Origin of the sequence: Pedobacter sp. ASV1-7 (assembly GCF_040203335.1) — a bacterium.
In the GTDB taxonomy this organism is placed as follows: domain Bacteria; phylum Bacteroidota; class Bacteroidia; order Sphingobacteriales; family Sphingobacteriaceae; genus Pedobacter.
The window spans coordinates 553736-579469 of the sequence record NZ_JBEHBV010000002.1 but is presented as its reverse complement, the minus strand read 5'-3'; the positions used below and the strand labels follow the sequence as shown (position 1 = coordinate 579469).

The window sequence follows — 25734 nt, the reverse complement described above, 5'->3', positions numbered from 1 at the left end:
CTAAAATGAAAAAAACAAACGGTGTTTTATTAGCCGCGCTGACTCTATGCGCGGGATTTTCTTCTTGTTCAAAAAATAATAAGCCTGAGGAAGGTGTAGGGAATGTAAAGTCAAGGTACGTTTTCCAGGTAGCTTCAGTAGGTACTGATGGTGGTGCCACCTACATTGTACCTGTTGAGAATATTACAAATGGAACCATTTCTACAACGGGTAATGGTACGGAAACAGATGGATATTCATTTATCAATCAGAATAATATGATTTTTGGTCTTGTATGGTCTACTCAAGGACCAATTACGCCATATAAGCTAAACGATCAGGGTAAGGTGTTAAAAATGGGGGAACCGGTAAATGCTGTTCGTGCATTGGCTTATGGCCCTGTAAAGACTGACAGGTTTGTATTTGCAGCTAATGGTAACCTTGCTGCTCCGGATGCTGCGATAATGGATTATGATACAAAAAACTTTATTATCGCAAAAAGAGGTAATATAAATACGCTTAGTATTACAGGAATTAATGAGTTGGCGACTTTTACTGGAGTTGCAGATGTAGATAATAACAAGCTTTTTTTGCCATACTATACTGCTACCGGTGTTTCTGGAGTGACTTCAAAATATACCGATAGTATGTGGATTGCTGTGGTTAATTATCCCGATCTGACTATGAATAAAGTTATTCGTGATGGAAGGGCAAGTTCTAGTGGAAATTGGTTTTCTATGACCAGTGTTAAGCAAATTGAAGATGGTGATACTTATGCATGGTGTTCTGCTTACAATTCAAAGAATCCTTCCAGCTTTCTTCGTGTAAAAAAAGGAGCCTTAGAATTTGATAAAAACTACTTCTTTAATGTAGAAGCAAAAACAGGAGGATTAAAAATCGTTAGAGGTAGGTACATCGCTAATGGTAAATTCCTGGTTGCTATAGAAGCAGCAAAAAGAGACGTCGCCCCATCAAGAGGAGGAGGCGATCCTGCTGACGTGAAGGTAGCTATCGCTGACGTAAGAGCACAGACTATTACTTACATTTCCGGTATTCCACAGTACAATGCACCTTGGTATGATTTCCCTGCATATTATGAGGGAGATGGGAAAACTGCTCAGTTTGTTCTTCGTGAATCGGAAGAGAGATATCGTGTTTATACAATTGATATCAATGCTGCTACTGCTACAAAAGGAGCTGAAATAATAGGATCAAATGTCTCCTCAATTTCTAAACTAACTTATTAAGTTAATCTGGTAAAATGCTGCTGAATAATGTATTCAGCAGCTTAACAAAAAGTCATGACAGCCTTAGGAAAAAAGAATACACTGGCAAAAAAGAAGAGCAAGGATTCGCTTTTTATAAGAATCAACAAATGGCTCCATTTATGGCTAGGACTTGTTTCTGGTATTATTGTTTTAATCGTGTGTTTAACAGGCTGTATATGGGTGTTCAATGAAGAAATCAATGGATTACTGGAGCCGGAAACAAAAGTTGAAAAGCAAGATAAGCCTGTACTTACACCTTCACAACTTTCTGCAATTGTGAGTCGATTGTATCCCGATAAGATACCTTCTTATGCCAATTATCAGCAAGGTCGTACCATCAATCTGAGCTTAAAAAATAAAGTAGAAAAAGAAGTAAAGGGAGGTGGCCGAAGAGGAGGAGGAATACAGCTCAAAATTAACCCTTATACAGGTGAAGTTGTCAAAACAGTGGTGCGTAAAAAGGGTGAGACTGATTTTTTTCGATTTGTGATCAATGGCCACAGGTTTTTATGGCTTCCTTATGAAATCGGCAGGCCAATCGTCAACTATGGTACAATGGTCTTTGTTGTTTTATTGATCACAGGTATGATCTGGTGGTATCCAAAAAAATGGAATAAATCGACCATTGACAAGAGTTTCAAAATTAAATGGGGAGCTTCATTTAAACGTGTTAACCTTGATCTGCATAATGTGTTAGGCTTTTATTCATTACTGTTTTTGCTAGCGATTGCACTTACAGGAATGGTGTATGGCATCAAATGGTATAGTGAAAGTCTATACTGGGTTACATCAGGAGGTGATAAGCTGACTGAGTTTAAACGAATGGAATCAGATTCCCTACAAGCTAATAAACATTATACGCCAAAGCAGGCAATGGATCTGGCATGGAACAAGGTGATTACAAATCATCCCAGATCTCAGGGTTTTTACTATAACTTCCCTGATACCTCTAGAGTGAAAGCAACAATAGATATTACTGTATATCCAAATACAGGACAGTTTTATAATAGCAAAGGATATACTTTTGATCAGCATACATTGGCTGAATTAAAATCAGATAACGTCTATTCTAGAGATTATGAAGGGGCCACAATCGGTACTAAGCTTAGAAAGATGAATTACGATTTACATGTCGGTAGTATATTAGGATTCCCAGGTAAAGTTCTGGCTTTTCTGGCTTCCTTGATCGGAGCTAGCCTACCAATTACTGGTTTCCTGGTGTGGTATGGTCGTAAGTTTAAAAAAAAGAAAACAAAACCTACCCCTCAAAAAATATTAGAAATTAAAGAACCAATATTAAAATAAAAAAATATGAAAAATATCACTACGATAATTGTGGGCTTGCTACTCAGCTTTACTACAACACAACTTTTTGCACATGCGCTGTGGATTGAAACCGCTAATACTGGAAAAATAGGTAAGCCACAATCTGTTAAAGTATTTTATGGTGAATATGCGAGCAATGAACGTGATAGTGTTGCTAATTGGTATTCTGACGTAAATGAATTTTCAATCTGGTTGATCGGTCCGGACCAAAAGAAAATGCAGTTAAAACTAATTCCCCATACCAATCATTTTGAAGGAAATTTTACCCCTGATCAGAATGGCGCTTACACAATTGTAGTTAGTCATGAGGCAAAAGAGCTGGGAGGCACTACAAAGTATCATTTTCTTTCAAGCGCAAATGTGACTGTTGGAAAAGTCTTACCTACAGTAGAACAAAACCCCAATGTATTGAAACTGCATACAGAAGGCCTTTCAACTGCAAAAATCAATAAAATACTTCAGTTGAAAGTATTTGCAAAAGACGCTGTTTCAAAAGGAAAGACAGTGTCTGTTTTTTCTCCGAATGGTTGGGCAAAAGAACTGACAACTGACGAAAACGGCTTGATCGAGTTTACCCCATTATGGGCAGGTAGATATGTAGTGGAAGTAAGTGAGATGGACAGAACTCCTGGACAGCATTACGGTAAAGATTTTAAGGCAACCTGGAAAGGCGCGACCTACAGCTTTGAGATTAACTAGTTTTAACGATAAATTTCCCTCATCTTAAAGTTGAATTGGGAAAGGATCTGTCTGGTAAGTTCTCTGTATAGTTCATCGTAAGAAGGTCCCCTTGTATAATTTCCATTTATAATTGCCCGATCGCGTTCGCTCAAGGCCCTGGAATCCCCGGTATATTTACCGGTAAGACTTTCCCAGGTATATTGTGCAGGAATGCGGTCAGAGGCAATTATTTTTCTGGATACGGCATCTGTAATGCGGTAATCCATTACAGCTCTTGAATTGATCACCCTGCGGGTTACTCTTATTGTAGCAGACACAGTAGTGGTACTCTCGCTATTGGCCATTTTATCGTTTTTAATCGGAATTTTTTTAGTGACAGTATAGGAATAGGAATTGGTTGCCAGGTTACTAAACCAGATGTCGCGCATGCTCAGGTCAATAAATTCATCTACCCTTATATCTCTGGAACGCCTGTCATTGATGCTATAAAACTGAAAATAAGAATTGTTCCCAATGGAATTGAGGTTCCACAAAATATCCTCTTCAAAAAAACTTCCATTAATAGAATAAGAGCCGAAACGCTGATCTAAACGGTTCACAACCACATTGGTGATCGCTGCATCGTAAGCCTGTTGTTTTTTAGCAATCACATCTTTATAGCCGGGTACATAGCTGTCGGCCATTTTTAAATGATCATATGCTTTTCTGGCACTTGTCCTGGTATTTTGCTGTAGCAGAATTAGCCCTCTGTTGTATTCGGCCTCTGCGGCATTCTCTGCGGCAGCATCTAGTTCCATGCTGTAATTCTTCGGACTAAAGCTGTTCATATTTAATCTTGCATCCTGATAGGCCTCATACATTTTTTGCAAAGACAGGTAAGCATTATACACCTGGCCAAGCTGTACTGTTCTTCTGCCCTTAGCGGTTTTGACGGTAGTGATATCCTGTTCATATTTACCAGCTGCTTCTTTGTAAGCATCAGGTAAAATACGCAAGGCATCTGCGTTAGAAGAGTTCTTTTTCAAATCGTTCACAGCTGCATAAAAAGCTTTATCATACTCGCCTTTATCGAACAGTTTTTGAGTAGAAACACAAGAGGAGAGAAGCGCTGTGAACAACAAAATACTAAGAATAGATTTCATCTGCAGAATGTTTTAATGAAGTTAATCTTTTTTCAAATAAGAATTTTATTTATATCATTATTGTTTCGTATAATAATATTCTTATTTTGTTTATATTTAGTATGTTTGTGTACTAAATTTTGAGTTTATTTATTTCATGATGAATTATCAGTTTATAGCAGAAGTGTTTCAGCTTATTGAAAAGTTTGATACAAATGTTGATTCTAAATCCTATTCGAAAGATTTAACAGGTTTTAAACGTTGGATTTACGATAATGAAAAAAGTATAGAAAGTATAGATGAAGAACCGAACTGGGAAGGGAAAGAAAATGGTAGAAGTTCGGAGAGTGTTATAAATACTTTAATTGTGCATATGAATAGATATGCAAAAACTTATTCCAGATCGGCTATTTACAATTCGGACTTTTCTACTCAGGAAGATTTTATATATCTGATCAATTTAAAAGCTTTTGGGGCGATGACAAAAATGGAGTTGATCAGAAAGAACATTCAGGAAAAACCTGCTGGGATGCAAATCATCAATCGTCTTATTAATCAAGGTTGGATACAACAGAGCGATTCATTAGAAGATAAAAGAAGCAAGATTATTTTAATTACTCCTAAAGGAATAGAAGCTTTAGAAAAAAGTATGGCTAAAATCAGGCAGGCAACTCATATTGTTACTGGAAATCTTAGTCAAAATGAAAAATTAGAATTGATAAAGCTGTTGCAAAAACTGGAACACTTCCATGAACCTATATATTATAAAAATCTGGATATCTCCCAGCTTGTAGATATCGCATATAGCCAATTGTCTAACTAACTTATCTGATGTGTATGCAGAAACCAAATTCTAAAAAAACTATTGCAATAATTGGAGCGGGGTTTTCCGGTCTCTCTGCTGCGGCCTATGCAGCGAAGGCAGGTAATGTTGTGCATGTTTATGAGAAGCATACTCAGCCTGGAGGAAGAGCAAGACAGTTTAAAACAGAAAGCGGTTATGTGTTTGATATGGGCCCTAGTTGGTATTGGATGCCAGATATCATCGATAATTTTTTTCAGGATTTTGATTGTAAAACAGCGGATTTTTATGATCTGGTTTGTCTCAACCCGCAATTCGAAATGATTTTTAGAGATGGCATTCTTGCAGTTCCAGAATCATATGAAGAATTGAAAGAATTATTTGAAACTTTAGAAAGGGGGGCAGGTGAAAAGCTGGATGCCTTTATGAAATCTGCAAAGTACAAGTATGAAGTGGGGATGAAAGATTTTGTAAATAAACCTTGTTATAGTTGGTGGGAATTTGCCTCACCAAAAATAGCAATAAGTGCTTTGAAGTTAGACTTACTGTCTGATTTTAGAACTTATGTCAGCAAATATTTCTCACATCCCAAGTTGAAAGCATTAATGGAGTTTCCGGTTATTTTTTTAGGAGCATCTCCTAAAGATATCCCTGCACTTTATAGCTTGATGAATTATGGTGGATATGCTTTGGGTACATGGTATCCCATGGGTGGGTTTTATCAATTGGTATTGGGAATGAAAAAAGTAGCAGAACAACAAGGTGCTACTTTTCATTTTAATAACGATGTTGAAAAAATCGTTACTGAAGATGGCGTTGCTACTGGAATTTTCGTAAATGGGGAATTTAAGGAGTTTGATGCTATAATTGCGTCTTCGGACTATCATCATACAGAGAGTTTATTAGATAGTGATTTACGAAACTATGAAAATAAGTATTGGGAAAACCGCACATTTGCTCCTTCCTGTCTGATTTATTATTTAGGATTTAAAGAGAAGCTTCCAAATCTTAAACACCATACTTTGTTTTTTGAAAATGATTTTGACGAGCATATTTACAGTATTTATGAAGACAAAAAATGGCCTGAAAGACCATTGTTCTATGCATGTTGTCCCTCTAAAACCGATCCTGAGGTAGCACCCAAAGGACATGAAAATGTTTTTCTCCTGATGCCACTGGCAACAGGTCTTTCTGATGATGAAGATACTCGGGAACTCTATTTCCTTGATATGATTAAACGTTTAGAAAAACATACTGGATTGAAGGATTTAGTGTCAAAATTGGATTACAAAAGAAGCTATTGTATTGATGATTTTATTAGCGATTATAATGCCTATGGTGGGAATGCTTATGGATTAGCGAATACGCTTTCACAAACCGCAGTTTTGAAACCTTCTATCAAGAATAAGCATTTGTCTAATCTTTTTTATACCGGACAATTGACTGTACCTGGTCCTGGTGTTCCCCCTTCAATTATCTCCGGTAAAATTGTTGCAAAAGAAGTAAATAACCTCAAATAGAACAGGAATGAAAAAGTTATTTGATGAATTAGCTTACAAAGTAAGCAAAGCGGTTACAGAAAAATATAGCACTAGTTTCTCATTAGGAATTCTGGCATTAAAACCATCTATCCGTCCTGCTATTTATGCTATTTATGGTTATGTGCGTTTGGCTGATGAAATTGTAGATAGTTTTCATGATTATGACAAAGAACGGTTACTGCAACGTTTAAAAACAGAAACCTGGAGTGCAATTGATGAGAACATTTCTCTTAATCCTATTTTACAATCATTCCAGGAAACAGTCAACAACTTTAATATTGACAAGGCTCTGATTGAACAATTCCTACACAGTATGGAAATGGATTTACAGCAAATTGATTACAATTCCGATTTGTACAAAGAATACATTTTAGGTTCTGCTGAAGTTGTTGGACTGATGTGCCTTCAAGTATTTACAGAAAATAAGAAAGAAGCATTTGAACTGCTAAAACCTTATGCGATGAAATTAGGCTCAGCTTTTCAAAAGGTGAATTTTTTGCGTGATTTGAAAGATGATTTTCATGTTTTAGGTCGAACATACTTCCCTAATATCGATATGAGCGTTTTCAATAATAAGATTAAGGCTCAAGTTGAAAATGAGATTGAGGAAGATTTTAAAGATGCATTGATTGGGATTAAAAAATTGCCATCCTCCTCCAGGTTTGGCGTGTATCTAGCCTATAAATATTATTTGTCCTTATTTAAAAAAATAAAGAATACATCAGCAGAAAAAATTATGATTCAAAGGATACGTATCCACAATGGACAAAAATTTTCACTGGCAATGAGTAGTTATATACAGTATAAAATGGCGATATTATGAGGTTCATGAATGTGTTGATTCTGTTTTTTATTTCCATTTGTACATTTTTCAATTCAAGAGGGATGGACTTGGAAAAAATAAGGATCAATTATGAAAAGGCTGTTTCAGACAAGAAAATTTGTCAGGCAATGATAGAAAAATTGAGTACAGGTACAGAAGACGCTATAAAGATTGCTTACCTAGGAGCATTTCAAACGATTTGGGCAAAGCATGTTGTTAATCCTATTTCAAAACTAAGTACTTTCAAAAAAGGTAAAAGAAATATAGAGGAGGCTGTTAAATCCAAACCTGACAATGTGGAAATTAGATTTGTTAGACTATCCGTGCAGGTAAACTGTCCTTCTTTTTTAGGGTATTCTGGTAAAATAGATGAAGATAAAAAAAAGGTTCAAGAGGGGATTCAAAATATCAAGTCTGCTATTTTGAAAAAAATGATGGTGGCACTTATCTAAAGAAAAATATGAATTTCATTATATTATTGATAACATTTATATTGATGGAAGGTGCCACCTGGCTCATTCACAAGTATGTAATGCACGGTTTGTTATGGGGATTGCATCGCGACCATCACGATCACAGCACCAAAGGGCCATTTGAAAACAATGATTTTTTCTTTGTGATTTTTGCTTTGCCGGCTATTGCCTTAATGTATTACGGCTCAATAAATCATTATAATTATTTCTTTTATGTGGGGTTAGGGATTACTCTTTATGGAATGGCTTATTTCTTAGTACATGATATTTTCATCCATCAACGCATCAAATGGTTAGACAATACTCAAAATCCTTATTTGTTAGCTATTCGTAGGGCACATAAACAACACCATAAACATATAAACAAGGAAAATGGGGAGTGTTTTGGTTTTTTGTATGTGCCTTTGAAATATTTCAGAATGTATTATAAAAAATCTAAGTAATGAAACCTTACACATATTTGTTAATTAATTTTTTGACGATCATAATTTGTTTCATTTTTTCATTTGATAAAAGAATTAAGTTTAATAAACATTTTCCAGCCTTTTTAAAAGCAAGTATTTTAGTTGCTATTCCTTTTATTGCCTGGGATGTATGGTTTACTGCATATGGGGTATGGTGGTTTAATACTGATTATACAACAGGGGTAGTCCTGTTGGGATTACCAATAGAAGAATGGTTGTTTTTCATTTGTATTCCATTTTCATGTGTGTTTACTTATTTCTGCCTGGATAAATTTTTCAATCTTGATTGGGCAGAATCTTTTAATACTATTATCGTATTTGTTAGTGTGATTGTTTGTGTGCTGGTCGCTCTGCTCAATTACGATAAAACCTACACTTTTGTTACCGCGGTAGTGACAACTTTAACATTGGTTTTTCTACATTTCTTTGCAAGTGTAAGGTGGATTGGAAAAGCCTCTTTGGTGTTTTTTGTGTTAATGCTCGGTTTCATTCCGGTAAATGGCGTGTTGACTGGTAGTGGATTGGAATCACCGATAGTGAATTACAATTCAGCACATTTTTTAAATGTGCGTATACTTACAATCCCCATTGAAGATGCTGTTTATGGTTATACACAGTTTTTGTTAAATATCTACATGTTTAAAATATTCCAAAGATCTGCAAATCATGAAAAGTAAAGAGTTTATCTACAAAACAGAGCAAATTCTTCCTGTTCAGCTTAGCAAAGCATGGGAGTTCTTTTCTTCTCCTAATAATTTGGCATTGTTGACTCCTAAAGAAATGGATTTTAAAGTGCTAACAAAACTGGATAATCACATTTATAATCATATGATTATTGATTACACGGTGAAACCTTTATTTCATATACCATTGCATTGGAGAACCGAAATCCTGGATGTTCAGGAAATGATAGAATTTACTGATATTCAGCTTGTCGGGCCTTTTAAAAGTTGGAAACATGTTCATCGGTTTGTTGAGCTTGAAGATGGAGTTTTAGTAAAAGATTGCATTTATTATAAATTACCTTTTGGAGTTATAGGTCAGTTCGTACATTCTTTATTTATAAAAAAACGAATTGAAGATATATTCAGTTATAGAATGAAAGTTTTGGAACAATTATTTATAAAGCAATAAGATGAAAAAGATACTTCCTATATGTAATGGTATAGCTTTAATAGCTACAATTGTGATCAATTATCTTTCTAATACAGGAATATTGAATGGTAATACTATGAAAATTGTATCAGATAAATATTTCAATTATTTTACTCCAGCAGGCTATGCATTTTCAATTTGGGGACTTATTTATCTTGGATTACTTGGTTTTGTGTTTTATACAGGTCGTAGTCTTTTTAAAAGAGATGAAGTTAACCCGATATTATTAAAAATTGGTTGGTGGTTTGTGATTTCTTGCTTTGCAAATTCTTTATGGGTTATTGCATGGTTATATGATCATACGGGTGTTTCGGTTCTCTTAATGGCTGTGATTTTTATTTCTTTGCTGAAAATTATAATCAATACACGTATGGAATTGGATGGTCACCCTTTTAGGAATTATCTTTTTATATTTTGGCCATTCGCGTTATATTTTGGATGGATTTCTGTTGCTTTTATTGCTAACGTAGCCGCTTTCCTAACAAAAATAAATTGGACTGGATGGGGGATTTCTGAAGTTACATGGACAATATTTATGATTTTTACAGCAGGTTTGATTAACATATTGATGATTTGGTTGCGAAACCTTCGCGAATACGGAATGGTAGGTATTTGGGCACTGCTGGCAATTGCTGTTTCAAATGGAAATAATAATGGCAATATATATATCATATATTCATGCTATGTGGTTATAGCTATTCTATTTGTTGCCATTATTATTAATGCTTTGAAAAACCGTACTCGCTCTCTTGAAAAAATGTGAAATTAAAAATTGTATTCTTCATCTGTTACAGCCTCTAACCATATCGTTTCGCCTTTTTCCCTTCCGGTTACCGCTACCTGAACAAATTTGGAATCTGAACTTGCACCATGCCAGTGGGGTATATTCGCAGGGCACTTTATGGCATCGCCTTTATGAAGTATTTTTTTTAGTTGTCCTTTTTCCTGGTAATAACCAACTCCATCAATAGCCAACAATATTTGACCTGCCGGATGTGTATGCCATTTACTTCTTGCACCCGGTTCAAAAGTAACACTCCCCACAGAATTTTGGTTTAAGCTGTCTGCTTGGATTAAATTTTCCAGCCATACATTTCCTGTAAAATTATCATTGGTTATTTGTTTTCCTCTTGCAAAGACTGATGGTTCTTGTGTTTCTGATTGAGAAGATTGTGCCGACTTATTTTGCTGCGTACAAGAAAATGAAGTTAAGGTAATAAGAGACAGTAAGGCTATATTTTTTATGTTCATCATTTCTAGTTTTTAAAGGTTTTTTTGATAAAAATTAAGTAATTTATTTACAGCTTGCGATACATATTCCGATTTCCAATAGGTCTCTATATGGGTAGCTCCATCAATAAGAAAAAGTTCTTTACTTTTCGCATTTGTCGCTTTTGGAAATGCTTCATCAGTCATATATTTTGTGTCGGCTTTGCTTCCCGTTATCATTAATAGCGGTTGATTGACTAAATCCATATTTGTGCTGGCATCCCAGGTCATTAAATCAAGCAGACTACTCATGGTATACAAAAAGGTTGAATTTGGATGTGCGTGCGATCTATAGTAGTACTCAAATCCCTCACGATATAAATCGGTTGTGGTTTTAGCGATTTCTTCATCTGTAACGCTAGCTAGACCTGCATAAATTATTTTACCTCCTGCTACTTGCTGTGCGCGAGCATCTGAAGCTTGTTTTAAGCGTTCCTGGATGGTGTTTAATTGAGAATTCTGAAAGCCATTGCGTCTTACCTCACCTGAATTAAACATACTCAAGGTTGCCACGGCTTTAAAACGTTTGTCAGATTGGGCTGCTTTTAAAGTATAACCACCGCCACCACAAATACCTAAAACCCCTAAACGGTTTGCATCAACGCCTGCGTATTGCGTAATAAAGTCTGCCATGCCACGGATATCTTCGATACGGCTTGCAGGTTTATCCGTATGACGTGGCTCTCCGCCACTTGCTCCCTGATATGCTGCATCGGCAACGATGGTGATGTAGCCAGCCTCTGCCAGACGTTGAGCATACAGTCCGGCTGTTTGTTCTTTTATCCCACCGTTAGGATGGGCAACTGCTACTGTAGGGTATTTCTTTGTGGCATCGTAATTTGCCGGCGTATAGATATTAGCAGCAATTTCAATCCCATTCAGTTTATATTTTACAGGATGAATGTTTACCTTTCCTTTTTCATTTTTGGTAATTGCTCCATTATACACGAGAGTATATGGATTTTGTTGTTTTGTTTTTTGAGTAGATTGCGCATATACCACATCTGTAGCTACTACTGACATAGTTAATACAATTATTGATGTTAATTTTTTCATATTTATTTATTTTTTAATACTTCGTCCAATATGGACTGTGTGGATTTTGCTTCTTTATTGCCTATGCTTGATTTGATAAGTCCTACAAATTGTTGTAATTGATCTGGGGATAGACCAACATTCAGACAGATGTTTAAATGTGAGCGCAACATAGGTTCTACACCTCCAATGCTGCTGAGTACAGATACTGTTACCAGCTCTCTTTCAGCATACGTTAATACATCCCGCTCAAAAATATCGGCGAAAAGATGTTCTTTAAGAAACACTTCTATTTCAGGCGCAAATGCCGCATATCCTGTTTTTGACCCTGTTTCCGGTACACCAGTTAATTCTTCCAATATTGCCTTACCTCTTTCATATTTGCTGCGTTGATTGTTAATAGGTGAGGCTTCTTTGCCTTTTTCATCTTTAATGCCTTTAACTTTACGTTCATCCAGTACGGAAATCAGCGTTTGTAACCCCTGAATACTTCTTGGAAAACCAGCATAGGCATAAAGATGTACAATAGCCTCTCTGATCTGGTTGATCGTTAAACCCGAATTCAGGCCAGCATTTATTTCAGATTTTAGGTTTAACAGGTCACCTTTTCCAGTAAGTGCAGAAATGCGTACAATGGATCGTTGTTTTGCACTTAAATCTGTATTTGTAGTTTGTGCCTTTGAATTGGTAATGGCAGCCAGTATTATAATTGCAGAATAGATTGCTTTTTTCATTTTGGTAGAATATTAATTAGAAGTTATTTATCCAGGCCTTTTTCCATTAACCATTTCGAGAGCTGGTTAGCTACTTCAATATTGTTCAGATCAGAAAAGGGGAAGTGCGTATTGCCTTTGATACCGATTTCTGGCAGGTGTATTACAGTTACATCACCTCCATGTTTGTTGACGGTAGCTGCCCAGATCTTTGCCATTTCAAGTCCGGAACGCCAATGATCTTTGTTCCATATTTTAGTAGGTTCTTTTGCAATGTTATCTCCGTAATAAATAACAATAGGTATTTTAGACAGTTTATTGAAATCAGACAATGGAATTTCTGTTCCTTTCAACTCACCAAAAAGACCAGATGATTTTATAGGCTGAGGAAGTTCACCTTCAGGAAATAGAAAGCCGCTATAAGGTTCGTAAGCTACTACTGCTTTAACTTTATCATTTTTAATGGCTGTAAACCAACCAGGGCCACCTCCCTGTGAATGGGTAACCAAAACACCTTCACCAATCTTATTAAAAAGCTGAGAGATGGCATCTGAGATCACATTGCTATCAAAAGCACCGGTATTCGGAGTCATCTGTCTATAAAACTGTTCTAATGAAACCACGTCTTTAGGAAACTGAACACCTGGAAAATAATCAGGATAATTGCCGATTCGAAACTGGGTAAACCAAAATTGCTCATCAGCAGTAGGGCTTATCGTTGCTGAAACGGAACTTTTACCTGCATCACCGCGTCTCGGCTGGTCGAGCAGGTAAACAGGGAATTTTCTGCGAAGAAAGATATTCTGAAATCCCTCTCGTCCGTCAGGGGTCGTTTCCCATGTTTTTTTAGACTGTCCGGCTCCATGCAGGAATACCAATGGATATTTACGGGCTTTTACCGGAATTTGATAAAATGCATATGCATGATCCCCATGAAAAGTCTGCCCCTGAGGCTTCAATGCATTATTCAGATCAAAGCTACCCGCTTCCGTGGCTTTTGTCCCTCCTACAGCAAAGCTTCCTTGTTGGCCAATAACTAAAGGCTTCTGGTTGTTTTGCGCATTAAGCGATATTGAGGTGAGCAATAATATAGTCAATGTAAAAAGGTGGCTTGTTAATTTCCTGTTCATATACTGCAATTTATATTACTAGTAAAGTTCAGGAATTTAATTCATGCTTCTTTGAATAGAAGAGCCAAAGCGAAAATTAGAAGCCTTAAGACGAAAGGAAAAGATGAACAACTATTTTCTTATTCGTTTACAAGCCATTCTTTGAAATCTGCAGCTTTGTTTTTACTGATATAGATGCGTTCAGGAACTTCTCTGTCAAGCGTAATGAGTAAGCGGCTATCAAACCATATAGTTATATTTTTTACAGCATCACGGGCAATGATAAATTGTTTATTGGCTCGATAGAAATTGGTTGGATTTAAAGTGGAAAAAATATGCTCTAAGGTTTTGGGATAAGAGAAGGTATTTCCATCTTTCAGACCAATGGAGGTATTTTTATCAGTAGTATAGAAAAATGAAACCTCTTTAAGATCTATCGGTAAAAGTTTGTCCTTAATAGGAACTAAGAGTTTGTTTTTATAACGTTGCGTTGGTGACAACTGATTTACTTTTGATAAATAGTCGATGATGTTGGTATGGGACAATTTCTCGAATTTGTTTATTGCTCGTTCTAATTCGGTCGGTTTTATTGGCTTAAGCAAATAATCAATACTGTTTACTTTAAAAGCTTCAATGGCATAATCGTCATATGCTGTTGTGAAAATAATTGGGATTTCGATCTCAATGTGTTCAAAAATTAAAAATGCAGAACCGTCAGATAAATGAATGTCCATTAATATCAGATCGGGTAGAGGGCTTTTGTTGAGCCAGTTAATGGTTTGGCTAACACTTTCTGTATTACCTATTACTTCAATATTAGGGTTAATTTCTTTTAGAATCTCCAATAGACTCTCGTAGGCAGCGGTTTCATCTTCAACAATTAGTATCTTCATATTGATTAATCTAATGGTAAATAGACATTAAATATACTTCCTTTATTTTCAATCCTGATCTGCCTGTTCATCAATAACAAATAACGGCTTTCCAGGTTTTTTAGCCCTGTTCCATTGGTCTCAGATGGACTTAGTTTAGGGTAAACAGGATTAGAAACAACCAGTTCATTGTTCTCATTGATGAATATATCGATAATCATTTTATGCTCAGAGTCAATCATATTATGAACAACAATATTATCAAGTAGAGGAAGTATAGACAATACCGGTATTTTATGTGACAATACTTTCTCATCAATATTAATTCGGTATTCCAATTTGTTTGCAAAGCGGGTTTCCATCATGTAACGAAAGGCATCAACAAAAGTGAGTTCTTCATCCAAGGTTACCAATCCTTTTTTATCGCTCTGAAGAATGTACCGGAATACATCCGACAACTTATTTACATAGGTCAACGTTTCTTCATTATTCTTTTTTCGGATTAGGGATGTCAAGCCATTTAGAGAATTAAAAAAGAAATGCGGATTGATTTGGTTTGTCAATGCATCGTAACGACTCTGCAGATTTTGTATTCTTAATTCTTCAATTTCCTGTTCTCTTTTTCTTTGTTCATTGTATAGGGTTACTATATGTCCAATCAGCGTACTTAAAATGGAAACAACAAGAAATTGAAATAAAACCAGGCTACCATAATGCTTAACCTTTGAATAGATAAGAAAAGAGATTCCTCCATATATAGCATAGACTACTACTGAAATAACTGTATTACAAGCAAAACGCTTTTTGAAATCAACGGTTCTTATTTTCTTCAGGTTAATTTTTATTAATAAAAAAACCAATGCACCGAGGAATATATATCGTAATATAAAGAAAGCAATATAGTTTGTTTTTTCCGATTCATTGAGCTTTCCTAAATCGAAGGGCAACCAGGTTATATCTGGATATATAACGAATAGTGCAGCTATCAGGCTTATTAAAAATAACTGGTATGAATTGTATTTTTTCATATTCAAAATTAAGCTTTTTTAGACTTCGGATTCTTATTCTAAATAACGTCCTTTAGTCATCGGCTCATGCCAATTGACGAGTCCATTTTCCTTAACTATTTTTATCGATATGTAGGATAAAGAAGAGTTGGGCGCAGATCCGCTCCAGTGATATAATCCGCCCATTGTTTCAATTACATCTCCTTTTTTTATCTTAACTTTACTTTTACCTTTGGATTGATAAACTCCTTCTCCATCAGTTACAAGCATGATTTGTCCACCTGGATGAGAATGCCAGTGGGTATAACTATTCGGAGCTAATGTGATTTCGGATACATGGGCTTTGTTTAAAGCCTTTTGATCGACTAATATTTGTTGAGTTCCTTCTCCTATTATATTTTGCTTAGAGATTTGTTTTTTTTCCTTATCAAAGTTTAAAGAAGAAATGGTTTTATTATTGAAACTTATAAAAACAAATGATAGTGCAATGAAAAATAATGCTTTTGTTGTATTAACTAAATTGAATTTCATAATTTATTCTTTTAATGATTATGGTACAAACATCAAAAGAATAAATATTGCTTTCATCGAGGTGATAGCCAAAGCGAAAATGTTGATCTTCAAGACGAAAGAACTGAGTTGAAAATTTGGAGCTAAATATGTAGATAAAGCTATTTATCCATAAACTACGTCTGGGCCATTTTAAATAGAAACCAGGCCTCTGCGTTATATGCAGGGGCCTGGTTTTTGTAATTAGGCAGCTCTTCTGATTACACCTAGAATGACTGCTATAATAGCAATGACAATTAAGGTATGAATGATTCCGCCAGTATAAAAACCACCAAAGAAACTAATGGCCCATATGATGACCAAAATGACTGCGATCGTATAAAGTAGATTTCCCATATTATTATTTTTAAGGTTAATGTATGTGTCTACAACCATCTAGATAATGCTTTTGTTTTATTAAAGGACTAATTTGCTTAAAGATGCCTTTTAATTACAAAAACAATTTTTTATAACAAACATTTATTTCGCAGCATTGTTCAATGACGGATACAACATCTTAGCTTAATTTTGTATGATCGAGACTAAAGACCTGATTAAAGAGAATGGATTGTTATATATTACGGATCTTATGCCTGGAATTTACAGAAAAGGTAAGCCAGGACATTTTTTTTATGAAGATGTAAGTGGTCAAAAGGTTAAAGATAAAAATACACTTGAAAGAATAGCATCGCTTGTCTTGCCACCAGCTTGGACATCAGTTTGGATTAGTCCTAAGCCAAATGGATATTTACAGGCAACAGGATTTGATAATGCTAATAGAAAGCAGTATAAGTATCATGATAAATGGATTAAAAGGAGGTCTGAAAATAAGTATTTTAGATTATTGGAGTTTGGTAAAGCATTGCCAAAAGCAAGGAAAAGAATTGAAAAAGATCTACGACGTAAGGAACTTGATGAACTAAAGGTGCTGGCAATTTGTCTTGATCTCCTACAAAAAACTTTACTGAGAGTAGGTGGCAAAGCTTATATGAAACAGTACGGGAGTACAGGTTTGAGTACATTGAAAGATAAGCATGTGAAAATTAATGGAAGCTCGTTACGACTAACCTTTATTGGTAAAAAGGGGGTTCAGCATGATGTTAACTTGACTGATAGAAGGTTGGCGAGGCTTGTGAAAAAATGCAGGGATATTGCAGGTCAGGAGCTTTTTCAATATTATAATGGAGGCGGTAAGCGTACAAGTATAGATTCTGGTCAGATTAATAATTATATCAAAGAAATTACTGAAAATGATTTTACTGCAAAGGATTTCCGAACATGGGGTGGGACTTTAGAAGCATTAAGACAGTTTGCAATTTGCTGTAATAATAAAGATGAGCAATCTAAAGCTAAAATAGAAGTTGAGGTACTTGATTGCGTGGCCAAAAAATTAGGGAATACCCGAGCTATTTGTAAAAGCTCCTATGTATATCCAACGTTATTGGAAGTTTATCGAAATGATATGCTGAATAAGTGGTTGAAAAAAATAGATACGTCCGATTTTCCTACAGAGAAAGCGATGGAAAACAATGAGAGAGTCTTGCTTTCTTTTCTTAAACATAATAGTTAATGTCTCTTAGTTTTTTATGTTAGCTATGTTGTATGAGCTGGATTCTACACAATAAAGCCTCCAAATAGTATTGTAATAATAAATTTGAAATTTCATGTTGATTTCATGATCGCATTGCAACTTTGAGTAGTGAAAATATTCATTTAAAAAACAAAATTATGAAGAAGATAATGATAACTCTTTTTGCAGTAGTGTTCCTGATTTCATTCCGGGCATCTGCACAAGTGAGTATAAACGTGAATATTGGCTCGCAGCCTTTGTGGGGACCAGTTGGTTATGATCATGTAGATTATTATTATCTCCCTGACATAGAAAGTTACTACTATGTACCTAAAAAGCAGTTTATCTATCAGGACAATGGGAGATGGATTTTTTCGACCTTATTACCCACAAGATATAGGAGTTATGATTTGTATAATGGGTATAAAGTCGTTATAAATTCAAGAAATGCATATCACAATTTTGATCGGGATAGGGTAGTATATGCAAAATATAAAAAGAGATCAGGTCAAAAGATAATTCGTTATAGTGATGATCCACGTTATTATGTAGTTAAAGGACATCCTCATGGGATGGCTCCTGGACAAGCTAAGAAACAATATTCAAATGGAAAGACATCAGGTAAAGGGAATTGGAAGGAACATAAAAATAACAAAGGAAATGGTAAGCATTAAATAAACTAAGCTTTATAAACATACAAGACAGGCGATCAGGCCCAAACTCAATTAATCAAAGCGAGTTTGGGCCTGATCTTTTATTGGTGTTTTTTCTTCGGTTTTTAGGTTTTTTAACCCATTATTTCATTATTAATCATTTATTATGTTTTTGTTAATCGGGAAGTTGATTTTAGAGGAACAGATATACTTAAAAACCAATTGGGATATCTGGATCAAACTAAATCAAATATAAAAATTATGAAAAAAACAATTATTTTATCGGTATTACTATCAGTAGGCATGTTAGGTGTGAATGCTAACAATGCGAGTTTAAATGTAATGGACCATTTGAAAAAAACTTTTAGTAAGTTTCAGGAGGGAGATAAAGAAATAACGGAAGATAGATGGCAATGGTTAGCTACCGCTTCGCTTAATCCTGAAGGAGCAAAAAAAGCTATTGATAATAATCCTGCAACGAGATGGGAAACCAGAGTTTCTCAGGCTAGTGGTCAGTTTTTTATTTTAGATATGAATGCTGTTAATACTGTTAGTAAAATCGTGTTAGATGTTGCTGCAAGTAAAAATGACTCTCCTAAAGGATACGAAGTGTATATGTCTAATGACGGAACTAATTGGGGAACTGTGTTGGCGACCGGGGCAGGAACACAAAATGAAACTGTTATTACTTTAAGTAAAAAGACAGCTGGTAGATACATCAAAGTTATTCAAACGGGTTCCCATGGTAATTACTGGTCTATTCATGAATTTAGAGTTTTTGGTCAGGCGGCTAAAAAGTAAAAAGTCTCACAACGATAATACAATACAAAAAATGAAATTAAATAATAAGATTTTTTATTGTGCTTTTATTTTAAGCTTACCAGTCCTATTTTATACATGTAATGTATTAAAAGATGTTGTGAAGAGAGATGCTTCAGGAAAGATTATTGTTAAAACCAATCCGACCTCTAAATACCTAAGTCCGAAAGAGAGTCTCCAGTCATTTCATCTTCCAAAGGGATATAGAATGGAACTGGTGGCAAGTGAGCCAATGATTAGTGAGCCAGTTGCTATTTCTTTTGATGGAAATGGTAGGATGTTCGTTGCAGAAATGAATACTTACATGAAAGACATTAAGGGTACTGGACAAATGGAGCCTGTCTGTACAATTAAGAGACTGGAAGATACTAATGGGGATGGAGTAATGGACAAAGCTGTTGTTTTTATTGATAAGCTTATACTTCCTCGTCTGATACAAACTTTAGATGACAGATTGTTGGTGGCAGAGACAAACTCTAACAATATTTATAGTTACAGAGATACAGATGGTGATGGAAAAGCTGATGAGAAAAAACTAGTGTATCGTAATGATGCAGTCAGTACTAACAACTTAGAACACCAAAAAAGTGGCTTAATCTGGAACTTGGATAACAGGCTATATGTTACTTATGATAACATTCGGTATCGCTATAATAATGGGGAATTAGAAGCCGAAAAGCTGATTAATGGATCAGGTGGTCAGTGGGGGTTGGCGAACGATAACTATGGCCGTTTATTTTATTCTTCAGCAGGAGGGGAAACACCAGCATTGGATTTTCAGCAAAACCCATATTTCGGTCGTCTGGATATTGGAGGACAGTATGAGCAAGACTTTAGAGCAGTTTGGCCCATTATTTCTACTCCGGATGTTCAAGGTGGACTTAATCGACTAAGAAAAGACAGTACACTAAATAATTTTACTGCATGTTCTGGGCAATCTGTTTTTAGAGGAAACTCTTTACCTGCTGATATGGTTGGAGATCTCTTAATACCTGAGCCTGTAGGACGATTGATCAGAAGAGCAAAAGTGACAAATACTGATGGCTTTATTACGCTTCAGAATGCTTATAAAGAAGAAGAGTTTCTTGCGTCTACAGATATGAATTTCAGACCCGTTAATAGTTTAACAGGGCCCGATGGCTGTTTGTATATTGTAGATATGCATCATGGGATCATTCAGGAAAGCAATTGGACAAAAAGCGGAACTTATCTGGGAGGACAGATCTTAAGTAAAAAGTTTGATAAAAATATTGGTAAAGGACGGATTTACAGATTGGTATATGATGGAATTAAACCTGATCAGGCTAAACCAAAAACATTGAGCATGCCCTCAAGTCAGTTGGTACAATATTTATCTCATCCGAATGGGTGGTGGAGAGACAATGCACAAAAATTAATGGTTATAAAAGGAGATCAGTCGGTAGCCCCGGCATTGAAAAACCTTGTGTTAAACTCTACTGATCCATTAGCTCGTATCCATGCAATCTGGACTTTAGACGGGCTAAAAGCTTTGGATAAAGCAACTTTGAAAGCCGCATTAAAGGATAAAGATGCCACGGTAAGAAAAAATGCGGTTTGGGTAGCTGAAGAGGCCATTACAAAAGGAGATGAAGATCTGATAAATTTTTTAGAACCATTTATTAATGACGAAAGTGCAGATGTGAGATTCCAACTTGCTTTATCGCTAAGATTTAGTGAGTCTGAAAAAGCTAAAAGCATTATCAATGAATTGGTAAAGAAGTATCCTAAACAGCGTGTCTTAATTGAATCGTACAGGAAGTATTTTGTTCATCAAAGAGAACAGAAATTGCATGAGATGGCATCTAAACAATTGGCTGAGGAAGATAGAAAATTAGTGCTTAAGGGAGCTACGATTTATAACCAGCTATGTACAACCTGTCATGGACCGGAAGGTAAAGGCGTGCTAGGTGCTAAAGATTTGCCTGCACCACCATTAGCCTCTAACAAGAATGTTAACGGCGATCCTGTTAAACTTATTCGTATTCTTCTGCAAGGTTTAAAAGGGCCAATTGACGGTAAAGTTTATGCAGATGAGATGCCTGCACTAGGAGCGAATGATGATGAGTATATAGCTTCTATTTTAAGCTATATCAGAAATGGTATGGGAAATAAGGCTGCGGCAATTAAACCAACCGAAGTGAAGAAAGTAAGAGAGCAAACAGTCAATAGAACAAGTCCATGGACCTGGGCTGAGCTTAATTTATTGAAATAGAAAATTTAAAAGGCTGGCTTTTGAAGCCGTTAAGTGATTTAGTTTACTTAACGGCTTCTTAGATTTGAAAAAATAATCTGAGGTCTTTCTCTTATCTTTGCCGAAATTCAATATTTCTATACTGTGATTAATGTAAACAACATCTCCGTTTCATTTGGCGGAACCACACTATTTAGCGACGTAACCTTTTCGATAAACGAGAATGATAAAATTGCCCTGATGGGTAAAAATGGTGCAGGTAAATCGACTATTTTAAAGATCATTGCCGATGTGGCTAAACCTACTTCTGGTAACGTAACAGGTCCAAAGGATGCAGTAATAGCATATTTGCCACAGCATTTGCTTACCGATGATAAGGTTACCGTTTTTGAAGAAACGATGAAAGCCTTTGCGGAGGTAAACCAGATGCAAAAAGAGCTTGATGAGTTGAATGAACAACTTACTATTCGTACCGACTACGAAAGTGACGATTACATGAAGTTGATTGAACGCGTGTCGGAATTGAGCGAGAAATTCTATTCGATTGAAGAGGTTAATTATGACGCAGAGGTGGAGAAGGTGTTGAAAGGCTTAGGTTTTGAACGCAAAGATTTTGGTCGTCAGACTTCTGAGTTTTCCGGGGGATGGCGTATGCGTATTGAGCTGGCTAAAATCCTGTTAAAGAAACCAGATCTTATCTTATTGGATGAGCCTACTAACCACATGGATATTGAGAGTATACAATGGTTGGAGGATTTCCTGATCAATTCGGCAAAGGCAGTTATGGTGATCTCACACGATCGTGCTTTTGTTGATAACATTACCAATCGTACCATCGAGGTTACAATGGGTAGGATATATGATTACAAAGCAAAATACAGTCATTATCTGCAGTTGCGTGCTGATCGCCGTGTGCACCAACTAAAAGCATATGAGGAACAACAACGTTTTATTGCAGATAACCAGGAGTTTATAGATAGGTTCAGGGGGACTTATTCTAAAACTCTGCAGGTACAATCGCGTGTGAAAATGCTTGAAAAGCTGGAAGTTATTGAAATAGATGAAATAGATACTTCGGCATTACGATTAAAATTTCCTCCATCGCCACGTTCTGGTCAGTATCCGGTAATTGTAGAAGAACTAACTAAAGCTTATGGCGATCATGTGGTATTCGAAAAGGCATCTATGGTAATTGAGCGTGGAGAAAAGGTGGCTTTTGTGGGTAAAAATGGTGAAGGTAAATCGACCATGATCAAAGCCATTATGAGCGAGATTGATTTTGAAGGAGATTTAAAAGTTGGGCATAATGCCAAGATTGGTTACTTTGCTCAAAACCAGGCAGCATTACTTGACGAGAACTTAACGGTATTCGAAACCATTGACCAGATTCCATTGAGCAATGGTGCTATAAAAATTAAAGACCTTTTAGGTGCCTTCATGTTCAGTGGTGATGATACTACGAAAAAAGTAAAGGTACTTTCTGGAGGAGAGAAAACACGTCTAGCCATGATCAAGCTACTTTTAGAACCTGTAAATGTATTGATCCTGGATGAGCCTACCAATCATCTGGACATGAAGACCAAAGACATTATCAAGGATGCACTTAAGGATTTTGATGGCACTTTGATCCTGGTGTCCCATGATCGGGATTTCCTGGATGGACTGGCAAAAAAAGTATTCGAGTTTGGTAATAAGCGCGTTCGGGAACATTTTGAAGATATTAAAGGATTCCTGGCTTATAAGAAAATGGATAGCTTAAAGGAAATCGAGCAAAACTAAAATAATAGAAAAGAGAGAATTTTAGACATCTGATTCTCTCTTTTTATTTTCAGTAAATTAAATAGATCCTAAAATTCTATCCTATAATTTATCGTTGGAACAATACCACTCCATTTCTCTGGTTCAATAATCCGTTTACTGAAATTATAGTGCATTCCGACAGTATTTTCTCTATTTAAAAGGTTCTGAATATCCAGAATAATTAAATGACTCACTTTTTTACCATTGATGCGATAACTGGACGAAAAATCAACTCTTATATAAGGATCTGCTGTTAAAGTGTTGATTTTATTCTGATCAATAACTTCCTCATCCAACCGGAAAGATTCTTCTACCAGGATAGGGGAGTATTTGCGGCCTCCTGCATAAATCAGCTTTGCATTCAATCCGAATATGTTATTCTTTTTTTTGCCAGTACTCCATTCTTTCCCAGCTAGTAAATTGCCTACATAGCGGGTATTAAAAGTTGTGTTAAACTCTTTTCCATTTAAAGCCTTAAACCTGGAATCAAATAGGGAGGAGGTTGCAATAAAATAATAGCCTTTACTTAATGATCTTTCAAGTGAAAATTCAACCCCATAATTTCTACCGGTTCCCTTGTTAATCAATTGAGGATAAGTAGAAGAGCTTATTGCTGAATTATCGGAAACGTTGAGTAAAGAGAAGTTGATATTAGGATCAGCAGATACCGGAACATTATATAAGTGCTGATAATAAACTTCTGTTTTAAACTTAAAATTACCACCAAAGAGCTTTTCATATCCCAATACTGCTTGTGCAGATTTTGTTGGTGATAATGTTTCATTCGATTGACCTGCTCCAATATCTTCAGCACTTTTTGCAAAATAGTAAGAGAGTGGTTCAAGCCGATTATACAAACCTGCTCCGAAAGATATTGATTGATCAGCTGAGGTTTGCCAGTTTAAGCCTACTCGCGGCTCTATGCTCCAGCTTTTGCTCATCATAAAGTAATTGGCATGTAAGCCGGTATTCAAAGTTAGCTTATCCGTTAATTCTGCTTTATGTTGAATAAAAGCATCATAACTGCTGGTGCTTCCTTTTTGATTGATCAATTCTTTTAATCGCTGCAATTCAGTATCAAAACTTAAGGCGTAGAGGTTGTATTTCAATAAGCTTGCATTTACACCTGCTCTAATTGTATTTGAAGCATTGATCTTGTAATTTAATGTTCCTGCGTATCGGATTGCTGTATTAGTATACTTATCCTCATGGTCAAGACTCGGTACATAGCTTTTGGTAAGTGTATCTGTAGTGTTTGAACTCTGACTGGAGGATACAGAAATGATGTTATTAAAATATAATTTATTACTGGCTATATAGAGGTGCTTAAGTCCAGCACTTCCAGCGTTAAAACCTAATTTCATATCGAAACCATCAAACCTTTCTTCCCACTTTTGATAATCGCGTTCAGCAACCTTATCAATTTTACCCAGTCCCCCTATGCCAAACAAAGAAAAAGTACCAGCTTTTTTTGTGGGAAACACAAAATTGAATGATAAGTCCTGATATTTAGGTGTACCTGCATCAGATACTTCAACCCCGACTTTTTCCAATAAACTAAGTGAAGAGTAACGATAACTAACCAGATATGATGCACTTCCTCCTTTTTTAAAAGGGCCTTCTAAAGTAGCTCCAGCACCTAGTACACCAATGTTAAAGGCATACTCGCGTTTATCAGTATTCCCTTTTCTGAACTTTAAATCGAATACTCCAGAAATTGCATTTCCATATTCAGCAGCAAGACCACCTGTATAAAAGTCTGATGTGCTTAATATAGTGGTATTGATCATACTGATACCCCCACCCGAGGCCCCTTCACTTCCAAAATGATTAGGGTTAACAATTTCTATACCTTCCAATCGCCACTGTAAACTCTTAGGCGAATTTCCCCTTACAATAATTTCATTGTCATCACCACCAGCAACAACACCTGGAAAACTCTGCGCCATCCTTGCCGGGTCAAAAAAAGCACCTGCATAACGATTGGTTTCTTCCGGAGAGAAGGAGCGGCCACTGGTTAGTGCCATTTGATTTAAAGGTTTCTTCCCTGAATTGGTATTTACAACCACTTCATTCAGGTTATTGGCTTGTGCCTCCATTTCCAGGTTAATTACATTTTCCTTTCCACTGGTAATCAACCCCTCTGAAAAGATAACAGATTTATATCCCGTAATAGTGGCATGTAATACTTGACGCCCCAAGTTGACTCCAGTTAAACGAAAGGTGCCATTTTGATCAGTCATTGATGGCTTAACTGCTGAGTTTGAACTGAGTCTGATGGTTACACCCGATAATGGTAACCTGGTTCCTTTATCTATTACTGTCCCTTTTATGATTCCTGTTAATGCTTGATTGTTTAAGTTTGTAGTCTCTTTATCTTGAGCCTGAACGTACATGGTTTGTTGTAAAAACAGCAAGATAAGAACTGGTAAAGTTTTTATATTCATAAGATTTGGTTTTCCAATATGACAACCAGTTTTAGTTTTACCCCTA

26 protein-coding genes are annotated in these 25734 nt (G+C 35.9%); 16 read left to right on the top strand and 10 right to left on the bottom strand.

The window, feature by feature from the left end; all coding sequences use genetic code 11:
• The first annotated feature begins 5 nt into the window (after positions 1-5).
• Genes ABDJ41_RS07350 through ABDJ41_RS07340 form a run of 3 tightly spaced genes read left to right on the top strand, consistent with a single transcriptional unit; the run spans position 6 to position 3272 of the window.
• Positions 6-1226, top strand: a complete 1221-nt coding sequence (locus ABDJ41_RS07350; RefSeq protein WP_349785234.1) for a DUF4374 domain-containing protein — start codon at positions 6-8, stop codon at positions 1224-1226.
• A 54-nt stretch (positions 1227-1280) separates the two neighbouring features.
• On the top strand, positions 1281-2552 hold the full coding sequence (locus tag ABDJ41_RS07345) for a PepSY-associated TM helix domain-containing protein (protein ID WP_349785233.1): 1272 nt from the start codon (positions 1281-1283) through the stop codon (positions 2550-2552).
• A gap of 6 nt (positions 2553-2558) precedes the next feature.
• Positions 2559-3272, top strand: a complete 714-nt coding sequence (locus ABDJ41_RS07340) for a DUF4198 domain-containing protein (protein WP_349785232.1) — start codon at positions 2559-2561, stop codon at positions 3270-3272.
• A gap of 2 nt (positions 3273-3274) precedes the next feature.
• Here ABDJ41_RS07340 and ABDJ41_RS07335 read toward each other — a convergent pair whose 3' ends face one another.
• The gene (locus ABDJ41_RS07335) at positions 3275-4396 is read right to left on the bottom strand and encodes a hypothetical protein (protein ID WP_349785231.1); all 1122 of its coding nucleotides are present in this window, start codon (positions 4394-4396) and stop codon (positions 3275-3277) included.
• 136 nt (positions 4397-4532) lie between these two features.
• On the opposite strand from ABDJ41_RS07335, the gene ABDJ41_RS07330 reads away from it, so the two are divergent.
• From ABDJ41_RS07330 to ABDJ41_RS07295, 8 genes are all read left to right on the top strand, one after another.
• On the top strand, positions 4533-5198 hold the full coding sequence (locus tag ABDJ41_RS07330) for a MarR family winged helix-turn-helix transcriptional regulator (RefSeq protein WP_349785230.1): 666 nt from the start codon (positions 4533-4535) through the stop codon (positions 5196-5198).
• 14 nt (positions 5199-5212) lie between these two features.
• Positions 5213-6697: a bifunctional phytoene desaturase/3,4-desaturase gene (crtID, locus tag ABDJ41_RS07325; protein ID WP_349785229.1), complete on the top strand. Its 1485-nt coding sequence runs from the start codon at positions 5213-5215 to the stop codon at positions 6695-6697.
• A gap of 7 nt (positions 6698-6704) precedes the next feature.
• Complete coding sequence (locus ABDJ41_RS07320; protein WP_349785228.1) at positions 6705-7541, top strand: phytoene/squalene synthase family protein; 837 nt, start codon at positions 6705-6707, stop codon at positions 7539-7541.
• Between the two features lie 62 nt (positions 7542-7603).
• Complete coding sequence (locus ABDJ41_RS07315) at positions 7604-7993, top strand: hypothetical protein (protein ID WP_349785227.1); 390 nt, start codon at positions 7604-7606, stop codon at positions 7991-7993.
• Positions 7994-8001: 8 nt separating this feature from the next.
• A complete protein-coding gene (locus tag ABDJ41_RS07310; protein ID WP_349785226.1) occupies positions 8002-8457 on the top strand; it encodes a sterol desaturase family protein in 456 nt (151 codons plus the stop codon).
• The gene (locus tag ABDJ41_RS07305) at positions 8457-9155 is read left to right on the top strand and encodes a lycopene cyclase domain-containing protein (RefSeq protein ID WP_349785225.1); all 699 of its coding nucleotides are present in this window, start codon (positions 8457-8459) and stop codon (positions 9153-9155) included. Before ABDJ41_RS07310 ends, ABDJ41_RS07305 begins: the two co-directional genes overlap by 1 nt.
• The gene (locus ABDJ41_RS07300; RefSeq protein WP_349785224.1) at positions 9145-9612 is read left to right on the top strand and encodes an SRPBCC family protein; all 468 of its coding nucleotides are present in this window, start codon (positions 9145-9147) and stop codon (positions 9610-9612) included. Before ABDJ41_RS07305 ends, ABDJ41_RS07300 begins: the two co-directional genes overlap by 11 nt.
• Position 9613: 1 nt before the next feature.
• Positions 9614-10396 (top strand): TspO-related membrane protein, encoded by a 783-nt coding sequence (locus ABDJ41_RS07295; protein ID WP_349785223.1) that lies wholly within the window; start codon positions 9614-9616, stop codon positions 10394-10396.
• Between the two features lie 2 nt (positions 10397-10398).
• Here ABDJ41_RS07295 and ABDJ41_RS07290 read toward each other — a convergent pair whose 3' ends face one another.
• The 8 genes from ABDJ41_RS07290 to ABDJ41_RS07255 form a co-directional block, all read right to left on the bottom strand.
• The gene (locus tag ABDJ41_RS07290) at positions 10399-10887 is read right to left on the bottom strand and encodes a cupin domain-containing protein (RefSeq protein ID WP_349785222.1); all 489 of its coding nucleotides are present in this window, start codon (positions 10885-10887) and stop codon (positions 10399-10401) included.
• Between the two features lie 9 nt (positions 10888-10896).
• Entirely contained in the window at positions 10897-11958 is a 1062-nt protein-coding gene (locus tag ABDJ41_RS07285) for an alpha/beta hydrolase (RefSeq protein ID WP_349785221.1), read from the bottom strand.
• Positions 11959-11960: 2 nt separating this feature from the next.
• Complete coding sequence (locus ABDJ41_RS07280; protein ID WP_349785220.1) at positions 11961-12671, bottom strand: carboxymuconolactone decarboxylase family protein; 711 nt, start codon at positions 12669-12671, stop codon at positions 11961-11963.
• A 23-nt stretch (positions 12672-12694) separates the two neighbouring features.
• Positions 12695-13780: an alpha/beta hydrolase gene (locus ABDJ41_RS07275; protein ID WP_349785219.1), complete on the bottom strand. Its 1086-nt coding sequence runs from the start codon at positions 13778-13780 to the stop codon at positions 12695-12697.
• Between the two features lie 119 nt (positions 13781-13899).
• Positions 13900-14652, bottom strand: a complete 753-nt coding sequence (locus ABDJ41_RS07270; protein WP_349785218.1) for a LytR/AlgR family response regulator transcription factor — start codon at positions 14650-14652, stop codon at positions 13900-13902.
• Between the two features lie 5 nt (positions 14653-14657).
• Positions 14658-15659 (bottom strand): sensor histidine kinase, encoded by a 1002-nt coding sequence (locus tag ABDJ41_RS07265; RefSeq protein WP_349785217.1) that lies wholly within the window; start codon positions 15657-15659, stop codon positions 14658-14660.
• Between the two features lie 33 nt (positions 15660-15692).
• On the bottom strand, positions 15693-16169 hold the full coding sequence (locus ABDJ41_RS07260; RefSeq protein WP_349785216.1) for a cupin domain-containing protein: 477 nt from the start codon (positions 16167-16169) through the stop codon (positions 15693-15695).
• Between the two features lie 222 nt (positions 16170-16391).
• On the bottom strand, positions 16392-16544 hold the full coding sequence (locus tag ABDJ41_RS07255) for a lmo0937 family membrane protein (RefSeq protein WP_349785215.1): 153 nt from the start codon (positions 16542-16544) through the stop codon (positions 16392-16394).
• Positions 16545-16719: 175 nt separating this feature from the next.
• Between ABDJ41_RS07255 and ABDJ41_RS07250 the strand changes: the two genes are divergently transcribed.
• From ABDJ41_RS07250 to ABDJ41_RS07230, 5 genes are all read left to right on the top strand, one after another.
• On the top strand, positions 16720-17757 hold the full coding sequence (locus tag ABDJ41_RS07250) for a DNA topoisomerase IB (RefSeq protein WP_349785214.1): 1038 nt from the start codon (positions 16720-16722) through the stop codon (positions 17755-17757).
• Between the two features lie 158 nt (positions 17758-17915).
• Positions 17916-18431: a hypothetical protein gene (locus ABDJ41_RS07245; protein ID WP_349785213.1), complete on the top strand. Its 516-nt coding sequence runs from the start codon at positions 17916-17918 to the stop codon at positions 18429-18431.
• Positions 18432-18671: 240 nt separating this feature from the next.
• Positions 18672-19211: a discoidin domain-containing protein gene (locus ABDJ41_RS07240; protein ID WP_349785212.1), complete on the top strand. Its 540-nt coding sequence runs from the start codon at positions 18672-18674 to the stop codon at positions 19209-19211.
• A gap of 31 nt (positions 19212-19242) precedes the next feature.
• Positions 19243-21462, top strand: coding sequence for a PVC-type heme-binding CxxCH protein (locus ABDJ41_RS07235; RefSeq protein WP_349785211.1), 2220 nt, complete (start codon positions 19243-19245; stop codon positions 21460-21462).
• Positions 21463-21585: 123 nt separating this feature from the next.
• The gene (locus ABDJ41_RS07230) at positions 21586-23220 is read left to right on the top strand and encodes an ABC-F family ATP-binding cassette domain-containing protein (protein ID WP_349785210.1); all 1635 of its coding nucleotides are present in this window, start codon (positions 21586-21588) and stop codon (positions 23218-23220) included.
• Positions 23221-23288: 68 nt separating this feature from the next.
• On the opposite strand, the gene ABDJ41_RS07225 is transcribed toward ABDJ41_RS07230, so the two are convergent.
• Complete coding sequence (locus ABDJ41_RS07225) at positions 23289-25688, bottom strand: TonB-dependent receptor (RefSeq protein WP_349785209.1); 2400 nt, start codon at positions 25686-25688, stop codon at positions 23289-23291.
• Positions 25689-25734: the final 46 nt, after the last annotated feature.